This is a genomic window from Pseudomonas sp. AIG (genome assembly GCF_977020205.1).
Genome location: NZ_CDROCK010000027.1, coordinates 58,003 through 75,944, shown reverse-complemented (window position 1 = coordinate 75,944; position 17,942 = coordinate 58,003). Strand labels below are relative to the sequence as shown.

The 17,942-nt window shown below is 58.4% G+C and carries 19 protein-coding genes and 1 pseudogene; 11 read left to right on the top strand and 9 right to left on the bottom strand.

All coding sequences use genetic code 11. The features are described from left to right. Nucleotides 1–5: 5 nt before the first annotated feature. The gene (aroQ, locus tag ACWR1S_RS16730) at nt 6–446 is read right to left on the bottom strand and encodes a type II 3-dehydroquinate dehydratase (RefSeq protein ID WP_008084592.1); all 441 of its coding nucleotides are present in this window, start codon (nt 444–446) and stop codon (nt 6–8) included. Nucleotides 447–762: 316 nt separating this feature from the next. Here aroQ and ACWR1S_RS16725 point away from each other — a divergent pair. Both ACWR1S_RS16725 and ACWR1S_RS16720 read left to right on the top strand, forming a co-directional pair. Next, nucleotides 763–1,191, top strand: a pseudogene (locus ACWR1S_RS16725) (DUF4160 domain-containing protein). After that, entirely contained in the window at nt 1,188–1,634 is a 447-nt protein-coding gene (locus ACWR1S_RS16720) for a DUF2442 domain-containing protein (RefSeq protein ID WP_454564276.1), read from the top strand. The pseudogene ACWR1S_RS16725 and the gene ACWR1S_RS16720 overlap by 4 nt, the downstream one beginning before the upstream one ends. Before the next feature lie 54 nt (nt 1,635–1,688). Here ACWR1S_RS16720 and trmA read toward each other — a convergent pair whose 3' ends face one another. Both trmA and ACWR1S_RS16710 read right to left on the bottom strand, forming a co-directional pair. Next, the gene (trmA, locus tag ACWR1S_RS16715; RefSeq protein WP_454564275.1) at nt 1,689–2,768 is read right to left on the bottom strand and encodes a tRNA (uridine(54)-C5)-methyltransferase TrmA; all 1,080 of its coding nucleotides are present in this window, start codon (nt 2,766–2,768) and stop codon (nt 1,689–1,691) included. Then, nucleotides 2,765–4,060 carry an NCS2 family permease gene (locus tag ACWR1S_RS16710; RefSeq protein ID WP_008084602.1) on the bottom strand — a complete coding sequence of 432 codons (1,296 nt, stop codon included), beginning with the start codon at nt 4,058–4,060 and terminating at the stop codon, nt 2,765–2,767. The genes trmA and ACWR1S_RS16710 overlap by 4 nt, the downstream gene beginning before the upstream one ends. A gap of 222 nt (nt 4,061–4,282) precedes the next feature. Here ACWR1S_RS16710 and ACWR1S_RS16705 point away from each other — a divergent pair, with 222 nt between their 5' ends. Both ACWR1S_RS16705 and ACWR1S_RS16700 read left to right on the top strand, forming a co-directional pair. Then, on the top strand, nt 4,283–4,732 hold the full coding sequence (locus ACWR1S_RS16705) for a DUF4879 domain-containing protein (protein ID WP_454564274.1): 450 nt from the start codon (nt 4,283–4,285) through the stop codon (nt 4,730–4,732). 66 nt (nt 4,733–4,798) lie between these two features. Next, nucleotides 4,799–5,344, top strand: a complete 546-nt coding sequence (locus ACWR1S_RS16700; protein WP_454564273.1) for a DJ-1 family glyoxalase III — start codon at nt 4,799–4,801, stop codon at nt 5,342–5,344. Nucleotides 5,345–5,356: 12 nt separating this feature from the next. Here the strand turns inward: ACWR1S_RS16700 and ACWR1S_RS16695 are convergent, their stop codons facing one another. The 3 genes from ACWR1S_RS16695 to ACWR1S_RS16685 form a co-directional block, all read right to left on the bottom strand. Continuing rightward, nucleotides 5,357–5,644, bottom strand: a complete 288-nt coding sequence (locus ACWR1S_RS16695) for a HigA family addiction module antitoxin (protein WP_095048728.1) — start codon at nt 5,642–5,644, stop codon at nt 5,357–5,359. A 14-nt stretch (nt 5,645–5,658) separates the two neighbouring features. Beyond that, a complete protein-coding gene (locus ACWR1S_RS16690; RefSeq protein WP_454564272.1) occupies nt 5,659–5,937 on the bottom strand; it encodes a type II toxin-antitoxin system RelE/ParE family toxin in 279 nt (92 codons plus the stop codon). Nucleotides 5,938–6,021: 84 nt separating this feature from the next. Continuing rightward, complete coding sequence (locus ACWR1S_RS16685; protein WP_454564271.1) at nt 6,022–7,260, bottom strand: MFS transporter; 1,239 nt, start codon at nt 7,258–7,260, stop codon at nt 6,022–6,024. A gap of 459 nt (nt 7,261–7,719) precedes the next feature. Between ACWR1S_RS16685 and ACWR1S_RS16680 the strand changes: the two genes are divergently transcribed. The 3 genes from ACWR1S_RS16680 (at nt 7,720) to ACWR1S_RS16670 (ending at nt 10,407) form a co-directional block, all read left to right on the top strand. Beyond that, nucleotides 7,720–9,165 (top strand): cytochrome ubiquinol oxidase subunit I, encoded by a 1,446-nt coding sequence (locus ACWR1S_RS16680; RefSeq protein ID WP_454564270.1) that lies wholly within the window; start codon nt 7,720–7,722, stop codon nt 9,163–9,165. Nucleotides 9,166–9,168: 3 nt separating this feature from the next. Next, entirely contained in the window at nt 9,169–10,176 is a 1,008-nt protein-coding gene (gene cydB, locus ACWR1S_RS16675) for a cytochrome d ubiquinol oxidase subunit II (protein WP_454564269.1), read from the top strand. 63 nt (nt 10,177–10,239) lie between these two features. Next, a complete protein-coding gene (locus ACWR1S_RS16670; protein ID WP_150706869.1) occupies nt 10,240–10,407 on the top strand; it encodes a DUF2474 domain-containing protein in 168 nt (55 codons plus the stop codon). 72 nt (nt 10,408–10,479) lie between these two features. On the opposite strand, the gene ACWR1S_RS16665 is transcribed toward ACWR1S_RS16670, so the two are convergent. Continuing rightward, the gene (locus ACWR1S_RS16665) at nt 10,480–11,604 is read right to left on the bottom strand and encodes a methyltransferase (RefSeq protein WP_454564268.1); all 1,125 of its coding nucleotides are present in this window, start codon (nt 11,602–11,604) and stop codon (nt 10,480–10,482) included. 177 nt (nt 11,605–11,781) lie between these two features. Beyond that, on the bottom strand, nt 11,782–12,495 hold the full coding sequence (locus ACWR1S_RS16660) for an autoinducer binding domain-containing protein (protein WP_454564267.1): 714 nt from the start codon (nt 12,493–12,495) through the stop codon (nt 11,782–11,784). Between the two features lie 320 nt (nt 12,496–12,815). On the opposite strand from ACWR1S_RS16660, the gene ACWR1S_RS16655 reads away from it, so the two are divergent. Continuing rightward, nucleotides 12,816–13,592: a ferredoxin--NADP reductase gene (locus tag ACWR1S_RS16655; protein ID WP_454564266.1), complete on the top strand. Its 777-nt coding sequence runs from the start codon at nt 12,816–12,818 to the stop codon at nt 13,590–13,592. A gap of 46 nt (nt 13,593–13,638) precedes the next feature. Here ACWR1S_RS16655 and mscL read toward each other — a convergent pair whose 3' ends face one another. Then, nucleotides 13,639–14,052 carry a large-conductance mechanosensitive channel protein MscL gene (gene mscL, locus ACWR1S_RS16650; RefSeq protein WP_034153825.1) on the bottom strand — a complete coding sequence of 138 codons (414 nt, stop codon included), beginning with the start codon at nt 14,050–14,052 and terminating at the stop codon, nt 13,639–13,641. 286 nt (nt 14,053–14,338) lie between these two features. Between mscL and katB the strand changes: the two genes are divergently transcribed. The 3 genes from katB to radA are packed head-to-tail and all read left to right on the top strand — an operon-like array spanning nt 14,339 to nt 17,897. Beyond that, a complete protein-coding gene (gene katB, locus ACWR1S_RS16645; RefSeq protein WP_454564265.1) occupies nt 14,339–15,880 on the top strand; it encodes a catalase KatB in 1,542 nt (513 codons plus the stop codon). 58 nt (nt 15,881–15,938) lie between these two features. Further along, the gene (locus tag ACWR1S_RS16640) at nt 15,939–16,484 is read left to right on the top strand and encodes an ankyrin repeat domain-containing protein (RefSeq protein WP_454564264.1); all 546 of its coding nucleotides are present in this window, start codon (nt 15,939–15,941) and stop codon (nt 16,482–16,484) included. A gap of 45 nt (nt 16,485–16,529) precedes the next feature. Further along, nucleotides 16,530–17,897 carry a DNA repair protein RadA gene (gene radA, locus ACWR1S_RS16635; protein WP_007909773.1) on the top strand — a complete coding sequence of 456 codons (1,368 nt, stop codon included), beginning with the start codon at nt 16,530–16,532 and terminating at the stop codon, nt 17,895–17,897. The last annotated feature ends 45 nt before the right edge of the window (nt 17,898–17,942 follow it).

Here is a 17,942-nt window from a genome sequence, read left to right as displayed (position 1 = left end):
GCGCGTTACCCCTTCAACCGCTGGCTGAAATGTTCCAGCGCCAGGCGATAGCCATGACTGCCAAACCCGGCCATTACCGCTGTGGCAATCGCCGAGACAAACGAGTGATGACGAAACGGTTCGCGGGCGTGGACATTGGACAGGTGCACTTCGATCACCGGCAATTCACTGGCCACCAGCGCATCGCGAATCGCCACCGAAGTGTGCGTCCACGCTGCCGGATTGATCACGATCCCGGCGCAACGACCGCGAGCCGCGTGAATCCAGTCGAGCAGTTCACCTTCGTGGTTGGTCTGGCGAAACTCCACGGCCAGGCCGAACTCTTCAGCCGCGCGACCGCACAACGCCGAGATATCCGCCAAAGTTTCGTGGCCGTAAGTCGCCGGCTCACGGGTGCCGAGCAGGTTCAGGTTCGGGCCGTTGAGCACCAGAACGATAGGGGGCATGAGGGGGTAACTCCACTTATTGTTTTTGGCTTTGGCCGTAGGGTATCGGCCTGTGGAGATAAAATGTACTAGATGGTTACCATGGTCAATTGAACAAAAATGGCGGGGGCGTTTTATGTTCGGTGATCGCACAGAAGCAATATTGATCGAGATATGACGACAGCTTTGCTTACGTTTTTCACTGGAAATTGTCCGGCTCATGACCTGTTGCGACGCTAGCCTGAAAAGCGGTGAAACGTCATGTGTCGATCACCAGTCGTCGGATTTGAAAGGAATCTTGAATCCTGAAACTTATTAACCTAACGGATGGGTTAGCATGAAGGTGTGCAGCTACAAAGGATTGTCGATTGTCATCATGTTGCGAGATGAGCATTGCCCCCCGCACGTTCACGTGAATGCAGGTAGCTAGAGCGCCCGATTACAGTTCAGTTTCTGGCACAACGATATTGAGCTTTGGGATGTCATGCCGCTTTCTCGTCGACCACCGTTAACCGTGCTGGAAGGCTTGTGTCGATCTCTTGAGCAGCCTGCTCATCTGCGACGAGCACGCGGGATCTGGTGGTCAAGATTGCAAACTGTCTGTCTCGACAATCAATTGTGGGACAGCCATTCAAACGAAGTGCTGGGGATGAAACTCGTCACTGACAAGACATACAGAGTGGGATCGGCGCGTTATCTGCCAGAAGAGGGCAAAACTCTTCTGACATTGATAGGCGCATTGGAAGGAGTGGAAATCGATTTATGAAAGTCATCAAGGCTAAACCATCCACACATCGTCCCCTGACGGAGGAGATGATCGACGCCGCCATCCTGCAAGGGGAGGCACGCCGAGCGAGTAGCTTGCAGGCTGTCTCCGTAACCTTTGAAGAATCATCTCTGGTCATCCGTTTTGAGGATGGCAGCGGTGTGTTGTTACCGGTGAGCCAGTATCCAGAGTTCGACGGGTTTGATGCAGGCGATTACGAGGGGCTGACAGTCGGATTCGCAGGCACTGCGCTTTGCCATGAGGGCAAAGACCTTGACGTTTCCATTGCCGGGATGATTTCAGCGAGCCCGTCACTCATGAAGATGGCTGCGTCGGTGGTTGCATCGCGTAACGGTCGTCAAAGCAGTGCTGCAAAGTCCGAAGCTGCTCGAGCGAATGGCAAAAAGGGCGGGCGACCACGCAAGGCCGATCCCGCTTTGTAAAAACCACAAAAAAGCCGTCAATCACGACGGCTTTCTCGTATCGGCTTCCCGCAATCAACGCCGGGTCAGCAACACACCCGATTCCATGTGATGCGTCCACGGGAACTGGTCAAACAACGCGCACTGGGTAATACGGTGCGTGTCGTGCAACTGGGCGATGTTCGCCGCCAGGGTTTCCGGGTTGCAGGAGATGTACAGGATGTTGTCGAAGCGTCGGGTCAGCTCGCAAGTGTCAGGATCCATGCCGGCACGCGGTGGATCGACGAAGACGCTGCCGAACTCGTAGCTCTTCAGGTCGATGCCCTGCAGGCGGCGGAACGGACGCACTTCGTTGAGGGCTTCGGTCAGCTCTTCGGCGGACAAACGCACCAGGGTAACGTTATCCACAGCGTTTGTGCTGAGGTTGCTCAATGCGGCGTTGACCGAGGTCTTGCTGATTTCGGTGGCCAGCACTTTGCGCACGCGGGTGGCGAGCGGCAGGGTGAAGTTGCCGTTGCCGCAGTACAGCTCCAGCAGATCGTCGGAGCGATCGCCGAGTGCTTCGTACGCCCAGTTCAGCATCTTCTGGTTCACCGTGCCGTTAGGCTGGGTGAACGCACCTTCTGGCTGGCGATAGCTGAAAGTGCGACCACCGACTTCGAGTTTCTCCACCACGTAATCGAGGCCGAGCACTTCGCGTTTGCCCTTCGAGCGACCGATGATGCTGACGCCGAGATCCGCCGCCAGTTTCGTCGCCGCCGCGTGCCAGTGTTCGTCCAACGGACGGTGGTAGCACAGGGTGATCATCGCGTCGCCCGACAGCGTGGTCAGGAATTCGACCTGAAACAGTTTGTGGCTCAGCGCCGAACTGGCTTGCCATGCCGCCTTCAACTGCGGCATCAACTGGTTGATGCGCAGGCTGGCAATCGGGAATTCTTCGATCAGAATCGGCGTGCGTTTGTCGTCCTGAGCGAACATCGCGTAATGCCGATCGCCGCCCTCGCGCCACAGGCGGAACTCGGCGCGCAGACGGAAGTTCTGCAGCGGCGAGTCGAACACCGTCGGCTCAGGGGCATCGAACGGTGCCAGCAGATCACGCAAACGCGTGACCTTGGCTTCTAGTTGCTCGGCGTAAGCCAGGGAATCGAATGTCATGCGTTGAACCAACCCAACTTGATCACAAACAGAATCGACAGAATCACCAGCGCCGGGTTCAGCTCACGAGCGCGGCCCGACAGCAGCTTGATCACGGTCCAGGAGATGAAACCGAAGGCGATGCCGTTGGCGATCGAGTAAGTGAACGGCATCGCTAGCGCGGTCACGACAACCGGCGCGGCGACGGTGATGTCGTCCCAGTCTATTTCCGCCAGGCCCGAAGTCATCAACACGGCGACGAACAGCAGTGCCGGCGCGGTGGCGAACGCCGGAACGCTGGCCGCCAGAGGCGAGAAGAACAGCGCCAGCAGGAACAGGATTGCGACAACCACGGCGGTCAGGCCAGTACGGCCGCCCGCACTGACGCCGGCAGCGGATTCGATGTAGCTGGTGGTGGTCGACGTGCCCAGCAGGGAGCCGGCCATGGCCGCGGTGCTGTCGGCGATCAGTGCACGACCCATTTTCGGCATGTGGCCGTCCTTGCCCATCAGGCCGGCGCGCTTGGCGACGCCGATCAGGGTGCCGGAGTTGTCGAACAGGTCGACGAACAGGAAGGCGAAAATCACGCTGACCAGACCGATGTCCAGTGCGCCTTTGATGTCCAGTTGCATGAAGGTCGGGGCCAGCGAGGGTGGCATCGAGGTCACGCCGTTGAACGGAGTGAAGCCCATCACGATGGAAACGATGGTCACCGCCAGAATGCCGATCAGTACCGCACCGCGCACTTTTAGCGCTTCGAGGGCAACGATCAGGGCAAAGCCGAGGGTGGCGAGGATCGGTGCCGGGGCTTTCAAGTCACCGAGGCCGACCATGGTTGCCGGGTTGCTGACCACGATGCCAGCGTTGTGCAGGGCGATCAGCGCCAGGAACAGACCGATACCGGCAGCAATCGCCGAGCGCAGTGGCAGCGGGATGCTGTTGATGATCCATTCACGGATGCGGAAGATCGACAACAGGAAGAAGCACACGGCCGAGATGAATACGGCACCCAGTGCGACTTGCCAGGTGTGACCCATGTGCAAGACCACGGTGTAGGTGAAGAAGGCGTTCAGGCCCATGCCCGGAGCGAGGGCAATCGGGTAGTTGGCGATCAGGCCCATGATCGTCGAACCGATCGCGGCGGCCAGGCAGGTGGCGACAAACACCGCACCTTTGTCCATGCCGGTCTCGCCGAGAATGCTCGGGTTGACGAACAGAATGTAGGCCATGGCCAAGAAAGTCGTGATGCCCGCCAGAATCTCGGTGCGCACGTTGGTGTTGTGTGCCTTGAGTTGAAACAGCCTTTCCAGCATGTCTGCTCCCCGTGGCGCGCGTGGCGCCGTGAATGTATCGACCTCAACAGCAAAGCACAGACCGTCGCAAGCGCCTGAAAAATTGTGGTGGGCCGGAAAAAGCCGCGCATCATACCAGCAGCGTGAGGAATATGGCGGTTGTTGGTGTCGATCGTCGGCGAAGTTTTGCCTTGAAGCCAACTGCGCCATACTGCGCGCTGAATTTTTTGCGCTGGGGATCGTATGAGCAAGGTCTGGATGAACGCTTTTGGGTTAATTGCATTGCTGATGGCCGGAGCCTCGAGTGTCTGGGCGGCATCGGCACCGCCGTTGACGCAAGTGAAAGTCATCAAGGTGCAATCGCCTGCCTGCGGTCTTGAAGACATCGGCGATGGGCAGACGCAGACCCAATGCAATCACGGCGGACCGAACATCAAGGTCTATGTCCTGGAGGTCGGTTACGGCCAGAATCAGCCGCACGCTACTCTGGACGGTTTTGAAGTCAACGGCACCCGTGCCCCGGTGTGTGCCTTTGATAACGGCAACCTGACCGAGTGCACTGCCGGCAGCAAAACCGTTGGTTCTCTCTATACCTTCGATCTGGCGGGCAAGCAGGAAGGCACCTTCACCTTCAGCAACACCTCGATCAACGCGCCCCGCAACACAATGTCGACCCAGCTTTACATCAAGTAACGGCTGTTGCAGCGCGATCCGGGTGAAGCTGACTACGCTTCAACTATCACCCAGCGGATAGCGCCCATGACCTTTAGAGCCCTGATTACCCTCGCCGAGGGCATCGATGATCTGCAAAGCGTGACCCTGATCGACGTGCTGCGCCGCGCCGGCGTTGAAGTGGTCGCCGCCAGTATTGAAGGACGACGCATGCTCACCTGCGCGCGTGGTACACGACTGACCGCCGACGGCATGCTGGTCGATGTGCTGGCGCAAACCTTCGATCTGATCGTCCTGCCCGGCGGCGCCGTCGGCGCACAACACCTGGCGGCGCATCAACCGCTGCAACAACTGCTCAAGGATCAGGCCAGCGCCGGGCGCCTGTTCGCCGCCATCGCCGAATCCCCGGCCATCGCCCTGCAAGCCTTCGGCGTGCTGCGCCAGCGGCGGATGACCTGTCTACCGAGTGCCAGCCATCAATTGTCCGGCTGTACGTTTGTTGATCAGCCCGTGGTAGTGGATGGCAATTGCATCACCGCGCAAGGCTCCAGCGCTGCGCTGGAATTTGCCTTGACGCTGGTCGAGCAACTCGGCGGCAAGGCCTTGCGGGCGAAAGTGGCGGGGGAGTTGTAGTGGCTGGAGGTGTCAGGCGTGGACAGCGATCAGTTCGATAACCGGTTGCTCCCGATGCTCCGCTTGCCACAGATCATAGTCGGTTTGTACACCTAGCCACACGCGCGCCTTGCCAATGCCAGCACGCTCAAGACGTACAGCCAGATCCGGGCTGATTGGCGCATGTCCGTGTAATACACGTGAAAGATGCGGGCGTGCGAAGCCCAAGTGTCGGGCCAATTCGGTCACGCTGATGCCAAGCTCGGGCAAGACATCCATCAGCAGTGTTTCACCGGGGTGTGGCGGGTTGTGCATGGGCATGAGCCTGCCTCCTGTCAGTCGTAGTCCAGATAATCGACCAATTCGATGTCCGAACCGACAAAACGAAAGATCACTCGCCAGTTGCCTGAAACGCTCAGCGACCAGTACTCCGTCAGCTCACCTTTCAATGGATGCAGGCGCCAGCCCGGAAGATCCAAGTCTGCGGGAATCGTAGCGCGATCCATGAACTGCAGCATGCGCGACAGCCGTTTTGCGTGGTCGGCACGAATCCCGCGAGTCGAACCTGTTTCATAGAAGCCGCGAAGGCCTTTGTGCTGAAAGGATTTGATCATGGGCTCGAGTGTAAGGCGATACATTACACTCAGTGCGGTGACTATGTACCGCACATTTTCAGTTGTCTTGTGCTTTGGAGATTGTCAGACCTTCACCTCTTCCACCGGGATATGCATCCGGTCCCGGTTAGCCAGCGTCGGAAACAACTTGATCCACGTCCCCGTCACTACCAGCGTACCGATCCCGCCCATCACCACCGCCGGCACCGTGCCGAACCAGTGGGCGGTGACGCCGGATTCGAATTCGCCCAACTGATTTGAAGCACCGATGAACAGCCCGTTCACCGCGCTGACCCGGCCGCGCATTTCGTCAGGGGTTTCCAGTTGTACGAAAGACGCTCGGATGACCATGCTGATCATGTCCGCCGCGCCGAGCACCACCAACACTGCCAGCGAGAACCAGAACGAGGTCGACAGGCCGAAGGCTATGGTGGCGACGCCGAAGATGCCCACTGCGGTGAACATCACCCGGCCAACATTGCGTTCCACGGCAAACCGCGCGAGGAACAGCGACATCCCCAGTGCGCCGACTGCCGGCGCCGAACGTAGCAGGCCCAGACCCCACGGTCCGGTCAGCAGGATGTCTTTGGCAAATACCGGCAATAGCGCCGTGGCCCCGCCGAGCAGTACCGCAAACAGATCCAGCGAAATCGCCCCGAGGATGTCCGGGCGGCTGCGAATGAAGCGAATCCCGGCCAATAACGAATCCAGCGTGGCTTTGCCTTTGTTCAACGGCGTTTGCCGCGCGGGCAGGTTGAGCATCAGCGTGCAGGCGATCACATAGAGCAGCACCGTCGGGCCATACACCCAGACGCTACCGAATGCGTAGAGCAAACCGCCCAGCGCCGGGGCGACGATGGTTGCCGACTGCTGCGCCGACTGGGCCGCCGCGACTGCCCGAGGAAATAGCGCACTGGGCACGATGCTCGGCAGCAAAGCCTGGGTGGTCGGCATCTCGAACGAGCGCGCGGCGCCGAGCAGGAAGGCGAGGATGAAGATCATCTCGCGGGTCACGTGATCGGTGGCGCTGCCGATGGCCAGCGCCAAGGCGATCAACGCCTGCAACGACTGACAGATTGCCGCGACTTTGCGCCGGTCGTAGCGATCGGCGACATGCCCGGTGTGCAGCATGAACAGCACGCGCGGAGTGAATTCGACCAACCCGACCAGACCCAGATCGAGAACGTTGCCGGTCAATTGGTAGAGGTTCCAGCCAATCGCCACGGTGAGCATCTGAAAACCGCTGGCGGTAAAGATCCGCGCGAACCAGAAAGCGAGAAACGGACGGTGACGACGTAACAGCAGGGGCGCTTGGCTGGGCATCTGAAGGCCGGTCTGGCTCGAGGGGAATGCCGAGATTATCACCAGTCTGTAACAGGAAGTTGCCATGACAAAAAATTTAGTTAGGAAGACATCGATTTTTTTGCGGTGCAGATGGATTCCGCTGTTCGGGAATTTGTGTCGTCCTCGGAATCTGTACTGTTTTCCTCGCTTACGACCCGCCGGGGATTTGTTGCAGAGCATTGCCCGCCGATGAGGCAACTTGTCACGCGGCAAACGACCACGCAGTTCATCGGCAAAAATGGGACTACTCTTTCAACGTTGCTTGATCCAGATCAAGACCTCATACGGAATTGATCCGGTGGCCAGTTGGCCAGACTCCCTGCGTTGCGATGGTTGTTTAAAAAGAACGAATCAGAATTCGCCGCACTCCATATCCGTGGGGGCAGTGGGTGCAGGCCTCCGGGTCCGCAGCCGGTATTACCTGACAGAGGAAGCCATATGTTCGGTTTAGAGGCACTGGATCTCGCCCGAATTCAGTTCGCGTTCACCATCTCGTTCCACATCCTGTTCCCGGCCATCACCATCGGTCTGGCGAGTTACCTCGCGGTGCTCGAAGGCCTGTGGCTGAAGACCCGCAACGACACCTACCGTGACCTCTACCATTTCTGGTCGAAGATCTTTGCCGTCAACTTCGGCATGGGCGTGGTTTCGGGGTTGGTCATGGCCTACCAGTTCGGCACCAACTGGAGCCGTTTCTCCGACTTCGCCGGTGCTGTCACCGGGCCGTTGCTGACTTATGAAGTGCTCACGGCATTCTTCCTCGAAGCCGGTTTTCTTGGGGTGATGTTGTTCGGCTGGAACAAGGTCGGGCGCGGGCTGCACTTCTTCGCCACGGTAATGGTGGCCATCGGCACGCTGATTTCGACCTTCTGGATTCTCGCCTCCAACAGCTGGATGCAGACCCCGCAAGGCTTTGAAATCATCAACGGTCAGGTGATTCCCACCGACTGGCTGGCGATCATCTTCAATCCTTCGTTCCCCTATCGCCTGATGCACATGGCAACTGCCGCGTTCGTCGCCACGGCGTTCTTCGTCGGTTCCTCGGCGGCCTGGCATTTGCTGCGCGGCAAGGACAACCCGGCGATCCGCACCATGCTGTCGATGGCGATGTGGATGGCGCTGATTGTAGCGCCGATCCAGGCAGTCATCGGCGACTTCCATGGCCTCAACACCCTCGAGCATCAGCCGGCGAAAATCGCCGCGATCGAGGGTCACTGGGAAAACAAAGGCGACGAAGCCACGCCGCTGATCCTGTTCGGCTGGCCGGACATGAAAGAAGAGAAAACCAAGTTCGCCGTGGAGATTCCGTACCTCGGCAGCCTGATCCTCACTCACTCGCTGGACAAACAGGTGCCAGCGCTCAAGGAATTCCCGCCGCAAGACCGGCCGAATTCGACCATCGTGTTCTGGTCGTTCCGGATCATGGTCGGCCTCGGTTTCCTGATGATCTTCACCGGTCTGTGGAGCCTGTGGTTGCGTAAACGCGACACGCTCTACACCTCGCGGCCGTTCCTGTATCTGGCGTTGTGGATGGGGCCGTCCGGTCTGATCGCGATTCTTGCAGGCTGGTTCACCACCGAAATCGGCCGTCAGCCGTGGGTGGTCTACGGCTTGATGCGCACGGCGGATGCGTCTTCCAACCACAGTTTCATGCAGATGAGCATCACGCTGATCATGTTCGTGGTGGTGTATTTCGCGCTGTTTGGTGCGGGGCTCGGCTACATGATGCGTCTGGTGCGCAAAGGGCCGAAGATCAGCGAGGGCGCCGAAACACCGCAAGGTGGTCCAGGCAAACAGCGTACACCGGCGCGTCCGTTGTCCGCCGCCGACGATTCGGCCGATGCCGATCACGACGACACCCCCAGCCTGACCAAGGAGATTTGAGCCATGGGTATTGATCTTCCGCTGATCTGGGCCGTGATCATCATCTTCGGCATCATGATGTACGTGGTCATGGACGGCTTCGACCTGGGCATCGGGATTCTCTTCCCGTTCATCCCCGGCAAAGTCGACCGTGACGTGATGATGAACACCGTCGCCCCGGTCTGGGACGGCAACGAAACCTGGCTGGTGCTGGGCGGCGCGGCGTTGTTCGGCGCGTTCCCGCTGGCATATTCGGTGGTGTTGTCGGCGCTGTACCTGCCGCTGATCTTTATGTTGATCGGTTTGATCTTTCGCGGCGTAGCGTTCGAGTTCCGCTTCAAGGCCAAGGATGACAAGCGCCACCTGTGGGACAAGGCGTTTATCGGCGGCTCGGTGGCGGCGACGTTCTTCCAGGGTGTGGCGCTGGGGGCGTTCATCGACGGCTTGCCGGTGGTCAATCGGCAGTTCGCCGGCGGATCACTCGACTGGCTGACACCGTTCACGCTGTTCTGCGGCGCGGCGCTGGTAGTGGCGTATGCCTTGCTCGGTTGCACCTGGCTGATCATGAAAACCGAAGGCAAGCTGCAAGAGCAGATGCACAATCTGGCACGGCCACTGGCGTTCGTGCTGTTGGCGGTGATTGGTGTGGTCAGTCTGTGGACGCCGCTGGCCCACCCGGAAATCGCCTCGCGCTGGTTCAGCATGCCCAACCTGTTCTGGTTCATGCCGGTGCCGATTCTGGTGCTGGTGACCCTGTACGGTCTGATCCGCGCCGTGGCACGCAATGCCAACTACATGCCGTTCCTGCTGACCCTGGTGCTGATCTTCCTCGGCTACAGCGGCTTGGGCATCAGCCTGTGGCCGAACATCGTGCCGCCGTCGATCTCGATCTGGGACGCCGCCGCACCGCCGCAAAGCCAAGGCTTCATGCTGGTGGGTACGCTGTTCATCATCCCGTTCATCCTGGGTTACACCTTCTGGAGCTACTACGTGTTCCGCGGCAAGGTCACCCACGAAGATGGCTATCACTAAGCAAAAACCTGCTCGCGATGGCGTCGGCGATGGCGCCATCAATCTTGAAGAGGTTTGAAAAAAATGACTGGAAAACATTCCCTGCACGACATTGAACAAGCCGAAAAAAAACCGCTATGGCAGCGGCTCGGCTGGTTGGCCCTGATCTGGGTTGGCAGTGTTGGCGTGCTGTTTATCGCCGCCAGCCTGATGCGCATGTTCATGAATGCGGCAGGCCTGACCACGCACTGAATCATCCCCGTCCCGGCGCCTTCGGGTACGGCTTTGCAACCCTCCTCGCGGAGGGTTTTTTTGTCTGAAGGTTTACTTGCGGGCCTTGAGGATCACGAATTTCGGCGTGGCGGCCACTTGCTCGACGCCGCGGAACAACCGCGCCAATTTGCTGTGGTAACCCAGATGGCGGTTACCGACGATGTACAGTGCACCGCCCACCACCAGCGCTTCGCGGGCTTGCTGGAACATGCGCCAGGCCAGAAAGTCACCGACCACCTGCTGCTGATGGAACGGCGGATTGCACAGCACCACGTCCAGCGATTGTGGTTCTTGCCCGGCCAGACCATCGCCAGCCCGCACGATCACCTCGCGCTCCCCCAGCGCTGCGCGCCAGTTTTCGGCCGCCGATTGCACCGCCATGAACGATTCGTCGACCAGCGTGTACTGCGCATCGGGGTTTTGCAGCGCACTCGCGATCGCCAGAACACCGTTGCCACACCCGAGATCGGCGACTCGAGCGCTGCCAAGGTTTTTCGGCAGGTGTGGCAGAAAGGCCCGCGTGCCGATGTCCAGACCTTCACGGCAGAACACGTTGGCGTGGTTGAGCAATTCGATCGGCGGCTCATCGAGGCGATACCGCGAAGGGTAAGGCGAGATGGCCGGGGCTTTCGTTTCAGGCGTGGCGATCAACAGCCGCGCCTTCTTCACCGCCAGAGAGGCTTGCACCGGGCCGATGTAGCGCTCCAGCAGATCACCGGCAGCGCGTGGCAGGTGTTTGACCATGGCGGCGGCGATCACTTCGGCGCCGGGCGCGAGTTGCCCTTGCAAGCGAATCAGTTGTTCTTCGAGCAGCGCGAGGGTTTTCGGTACGCGGATCAGCACCCGGTCGAACGGTCCGACCAATGGCTCACTGGCGGGGATCCCGCGAACAGCGTCGAATGCCTGACCATTGCGCAGCAGGTTTTTTTCCAGCCCCTGAAAACCCAGAAACGAGTCGCCGCTGCTGCTGACTTGAACCTTGCCGAGCAGGCTGGCTGCCAGTGCGCCAAAGCTGTCGTTGAGCACCAATACCCGCGTGTCGGCCGTCGGTTGCTGCGCCGCCAGATGATTGAGCAGGTATTCGTCGGCCGCATCGAAGGCTTGCAGCGGTTCGTTCTGCTGTTCAGGTTGGCGAATCAGATCGAGTTGGGCGAAGGGCGTATCAAGCAAAGGCATCGGGCGGGAACTCAGGGTAATCAACGGGGTGTTCCGCAGCCCTGACAGTGTGCGGCGGAACCGACTGAGTGTAATTCAACGCGCAATGTGGGCGTCATCACTCAGGAGGGCCACAAATGGTACGTTTTTTATTCGTCATTACCCACATGTTTTGTAAAAGGAGGCAAGACCGTTCGACTAGATGATGCCGGCTCTGGCGGCCGCTATGACAGCGGAAATCTTGTTGCAGACGTTGAGCTTCTCGATGATGTTTTGCACGTGGTAGTTCACGGTACGCTCGCTCAGGCTGAGGATCTTCGAGATTTCATAGGCCGTTTTGCCGACAGCAGACAAATTCAGCACCTCAAGTTCTCGTGGCGACAGGTGCGGTTGGCGGGGCTTGAGCACGTGAGGCGGCAGGGTCCGGGCAAACAATTCACTCAAATGACTGGCGGCGTAGAACATGTAGCCAAAGTGCTCATACAGTTCCAGGGGACTGATCGAGCAGTGCTTTCGCGCCAGGCTGATAATGCTGCACAAACCACTGGGCTCATGATGGAAAGACTGCGACCAGCCATGTTGCAGGCCATAATATTGCAGCCCTTGCCATATCTGGTGGGTGTCTGCAAATACCGATTCACTCCAGACAATGGGCGTCATTGAATGATTGCAGTGTGATATCAATGGGTCGATTTTACTGTAATCGCTTTTTTCATATCGTGCGTTCCATTCATCAGGATAGTTATTGATTTGCAAGGGATTAAGAAGCGGATCCCGATGGAGTGAAATAACCGAAATAGCACAAAAGTTGAATCCGAGATTTTCGGCAAATCGCAACAGAATCGGATAAGCAGCATCTACTCCCTTGGCAAACGTCAGTTGTTTCAGTTGTGATTCCTTCCACGTTTCCATTACAGAATTCTCCATCGACGTTGCGGGGGGCGCGGAATGGATCCAAAAGATCCGGCACGCATCGGAGTGTAGGATGTTTCCTACGCCAGGCTTTAAATTTTTTCGGTATTGAACATGATCATCTGTTGATAAAGAGTTCTTAGCGCTCAAAAACTTTACATGCAGATTGTCATATGAAGTGATTGCTCTAATACCGTTAGTTTTAGCGATTTTATAGTTTTGAATGTGTTGGGAAATCTGCTGAATATCACTATCAGTCGTCGGTGTTTCGTGGAGGCGTTTTGGGCGACACTGGAGGTCACCGTTCAATGGAGTGCCTCATGACCGCCAGCGCAGAGAAATACACCACGCAGACTTTGCTTGATGTGCAACCCTTGACCCCGAACCTGTTTACCTTGCGCACCAGCCGGGATGCAGGCTTTCGTTTTCACGCCGGGCAGTTCGCCAGGCTGGGTGTGAGCAAAGCCGATGGCAGCATCGTGTGGCGCGCGTATTCGATGGTGTCGTCGCCGTTTGACGAGTTTCTTGAGTTCTTTTCCATCGTGGTGCCGGGCGGTGAGTTCACCAGTGAGCTGAGCCGGCTGCAGGTCGGTGACACCTTGCTGGTGGATCGTCAGGCCTTCGGCTACCTGACGCTTGATCGCTTCGTCGACGGACGGGATCTATGGCTATTGTCCACAGGCACCGGAGTGGCGCCGTTCCTGTCGATTCTGCAGGACTTCGAAGTCTGGGAAAAATTCGAGCGCATCATTCTGGTGTACAGCGTGCGCGAGGCGCGGGAATTGGCCTATCAGGATCTGATTGCCGGGCTCACGCAACGCGAGTACCTCAGCGAGCATGCTCACAAATTGCAGTTCATCGCGACGGTGACGCGTGAAGCGCATCCGGGTGCACTGCACGGGCGCATTACCACACTGATCGAGAACGGTGAGCTGGAGCGTGCGGCAGGCGTGGAACTGTCGGCGGAGCACTCACGCGTCATGCTCTGCGGCAATCCACAGATGATCGATGACACTCGCGCGTTGCTGAAAAAACGCCACATGAGCCTCAGCTTGACTCGTCGACCTGGTCAGGTGGCTGTGGAAAACTATTGGTAAACAAACGGCGCCTCGAAGGCGCCGTTGTTTCTATCGAGCAAGGGTTTCAGGGCCGGGTGTTCTGGGCCTTGAGCAAGTCGCGGATCTCGCCCAGCAACTCCTCTTCCTTGGTCGGCACCGGTGGCAGGGTAGGGGCCACGGCTTCTTCGCGTTTGAGGCGGTTAATGGCTTTGACGCCCATGAAGATGGCGAAAGCGACGATCACGAAGTCCAGAATGGTCTGCAGGAACTTGCCGTAGGCCAGCACCACTGCAGGCGCAGCGCCCTCGGCAGCCTTGAGCGTGACGGCCAGATCACTGAAGTCCACCCCCCCGATCAGCAGGCCGATTGGCGGCATGATGACGTCACCGACAAACGACGAAACAATTTTGCCGAACGCGGCCCCGATGATGATACCGACGGCCATGTCGACCACATTGCCTTTGACCGCGAAGGCCTTGAACTCACTTAGCACGCCCATAGTTATTTCCTTGTTACAGATGAGTTTGGTGTACGCAGTGTAAATCAGCAAAACGCGTCCTGCGCGAAACACCTTCTTACAATGCCCGTTTTTATCGACACATCAATCGACGATTAGTTTGCAAAGTGCCACCAATCGCGCGCGTTATATCCTGTAACCCGCTGATCAGAAAGCCAATTTTGTCAATCATGGCGTTACGTTCTTTCTATTTATGTTCGACGTCGCAGGCCTCTAGCCTTGGGGTGGCGCATCTGGATGCGCCCCAAAATAACCAGAGGATCCTGATATGAACTCCGCACTTGGACTGGGGGCTTTTCCCCGTCGCCGTACCCTCGGTGTACTCACCGCCAGCTTGTTGACCTTCTCCGTTAACGCCGCGCCGCTGACCCGCGATAACGGCGCCGCCGTCGGCGACAATCAGAACTCGCAGACCGCCGGTGCCAACGGCCCGGTGCTGCTGCAGGATGTGCAACTGATTCAGAAGCTTCAGCGTTTTGATCGTGAGCGCATTCCCGAGCGCGTCGTTCACGCACGCGGCACCGGTGCCCATGGCACCTTCACGGTGACCAACGATCTCAGCGACCTGAGCAAAGCCAAAGTGTTCGCCGCCGGCCAGAGCACGCCGGTATTTGTGCGCTTCTCTGCGGTGGTGCACGGCAATCACTCGCCGGAAACCCTGCGTGACCCACGGGGGTTCGCCACCAAGTTCTACACGGCTGACGGTAACTGGGACCTTGTGGGTAACAATTTCCCGACCTTTTTCATCCGTGATGCGATCAAGTTTCCAGACATGGTGCACGCGTTTAAACCGGACCCACGGACTAACCTTGATGACGACTCGCGTCGATTCGACTTCTTCTCCCATGTTCCAGAAGCCACCCGTACGCTGACCGAGTTGTATTCGAACTCGGGCACGCCCGCCAGTTATCGCGAAATGGATGGTAACGGCGTACATGCATACAAGTTGATCAACGCCAAAGGCGAAGTTAACTATGTAAAGTTTCACTGGAAGAGCTTGCAGGGGATTAATAATCTGACGCCAAAACAAGTCGCAAAAGTTCAGGGTCAAGACTACAGTCACATGACCAATGATCTGGTGAGTAACATCAATAAAGGCAATTTCCCGAAATGGGACTTGTACATTCAAATGCTGAAACCACAAGATCTGTCCAAGTTTGATTTCGATCCATTAGACGCCACCAAGATCTGGCCTGGTATTCCTGAACGAAAAGTTGGACAAATGGTGTTGAACCGTAATCCGGCGAATGTCTTCCAGGAAACCGAACAAGTGGCCATGGCACCCGCGAATATTGTTCCGGGTATCGAGCCTTCCGAAGATCGTTTGTTACAAGGTCGAGTGTTCTCTTATGCCGATACGCAGATGTATCGCCTGGGCGCCAATGCGCTGCAATTGCCAATCAATGCGCCGAAAGTTGCCGTGAACAATGGCAATCAGGATGGCGCGATGAACTTCGGCGCCAGCAACAGCGGCGTGAACTATCAGCCGAGCCGACTGCAACCCCGTGACGAGACGCCAAACGCGCGTTACAGCCAGTCGGCACTGTCGGGCAGCACTCAGCAGGCGAAAATCCAGCGTGAGCAGAACTTCAAGCAGGCCGGCGATCTGTACCGCTCGTTCAGCAAGAAAGAGCGCCGGGACCTGATCGACAGCTTCGGTGGCTCGTTGGCCAGCACCGATGACGAGAGCAAGCACATCATCCTGTCCTTCCTTTATAAGGCTGATCCGGAATACGGCACTGGCGTAACGGAAGTGGCCAAGGGCGACCTGAGCCGGGTCAAGGCCTTGGCGGCCAAACTGGTCGATTGATATCGATGTAGCACACGGGGCCTGAGTCAGGCCCCGTTTCGTTCAAAGGAGACTGCTGATGCGCATCTGTCTTTTGCTGTTGGCCGGCTGCCTGTCGTTCGCGACGTGGGCGGCACCGGCCGAGCAGAGTCCCGAGGCAATCAAGACCCAGTTGCAGGACTATTACTTCGATGCGGCCCGGCGCGGCGATGTGCCGATGCTCAACACGTTCATCGAGTCCGGCTATTCCCTCGACACTCGTGACAGCAAGGGTTACACCGCGCTGATTCTGGCGGCTTATCACGGTCAGGCACCAGCGGTGGAACGTTTGCTCGCTGCCGGCGCCGATGCCTGTGCCCAGGACCAACGCGGTAACACGGCGCTGATGGGCGCGATCTTCAAGGGTGAGTTGCAGATCGCCCGGCGCTTGATGGCCACCGATTGCAGCCCCGATCAGCGCAACGGCGCCGGGCAGACGGCGGCCATGTACGCCGGGTTGTTCAAGCGTCTGGAGTTGCTCGATGCGTTAAAGGTCAAAGGCGCTGACCTGAATGCCGAAGATCCACTGGGCAATAGCGCCGCGCGTCTGGCCAGCGGCGAAATCCGTAGTCCTGCGCCGCGCTGATCGGCAGCACGTGCGTTATCATCGCGGTTTTTGTCGGGGGTTCTGATGGCCAAGGCCAAGCGCATGTACGGCTGCACCGAGTGCGGCGCAACCTTTCCCAAGTGGGCCGGTCAGTGCGGCGAATGCGGTGCCTGGAATACCTTGACCGAGACCATGATCGAAAGCGGCGGTGCCACGGCGCCGACCGGTCGTACGGGCTGGGCCGGGCAGCAGGCGCAGATCAAAACCCTGGCCGAAGTCAGCATCGAAGAGATTCCGCGCTTCTCCACTGCGTCCGGTGAACTGGACCGGGTCCTCGGAGGCGGTCTGGTCGACGGCTCGGTGGTGCTGATCGGTGGTGACCCGGGTATTGGCAAATCGACGATCCTGTTGCAGACCCTGTGCAACCTCGCCAAAAGCATGCCGGCACTCTATGTCACCGGCGAAGAATCCCAGCAACAAGTGGCCATGCGCGCGCGTCGCCTCGGCTTGCCGCAGGATCAACTGCGGGTGATGACTGAAACCTGCATCGAAACCATCATCGCCACGGCCCGTCAGGAAAAGCCCAAGGTGATGGTGATCGATTCGATCCAGACGATCTTCACCGAACAGCTGCAATCGGCGCCCGGCGGCGTTTCCCAGGTACGTGAAAGCGCGGCGCTGCTGGTGCGGTATGCCAAGCAGAGCGGTACGGCGATTTTCCTTGTCGGCCACGTGACCAAGGAGGGCGCGCTGGCCGGTCCCCGTGTTCTCGAGCACATGGTCGACACCGTGCTGTATTTCGAAGGCGAATCCGATGGACGTCTGCGTTTGCTGCGTGCGGTGAAAAACCGCTTCGGCGCGGTTAACGAGTTGGGTGTGTTCGGCATGACTGACAAGGGTTTGAAAGAAGTCTCCAACCCTTCGGCGATTTTTCTTACTCGTGCGCAGGAAGAAGTCCCGGGTAGTGTGGTAATGGCGACGTGGGAAGGCACCCGGCCGATGCTGGTGGAAGTGCAGGCACTGGTCGATGACAGTCATCTGGCCAATCCGCGTCGGGTGACGCTGGGGCTGGACCAGAACCGCTTGGCGATGTTGCTCGCGGTTTTGCATCGCCATGGCGGTATTCCGACGCACGATCAAGACGTGTTTCTCAATGTGGTCGGTGGGGTGAAGGTGCTGGAAACGGCGTCGGATCTGGCGTTGATGGCGGCGGTGATGTCGAGTTTGCGCAATCGTCCGTTGCCGCATGATTTGCTGGTATTCGGCGAAGTCGGTTTGTCTGGAGAGGTTCGCCCGGTGCCGAGCGGTCAGGAACGTCTGAAGGAAGCCGCCAAGCATGGCTTCAAACGGGCGATTGTGCCGAAGGGCAATGCGCCGAAGGAATCCCCGCCGGGTTTGCAAATCATCGCCGTGACCCGCCTCGAACAGGCCCTCGACGCGCTCTTCGAATAAACCACCGACCCCTGTAGGAGTGAGCCTGCTCGCGATAGCGGTGAA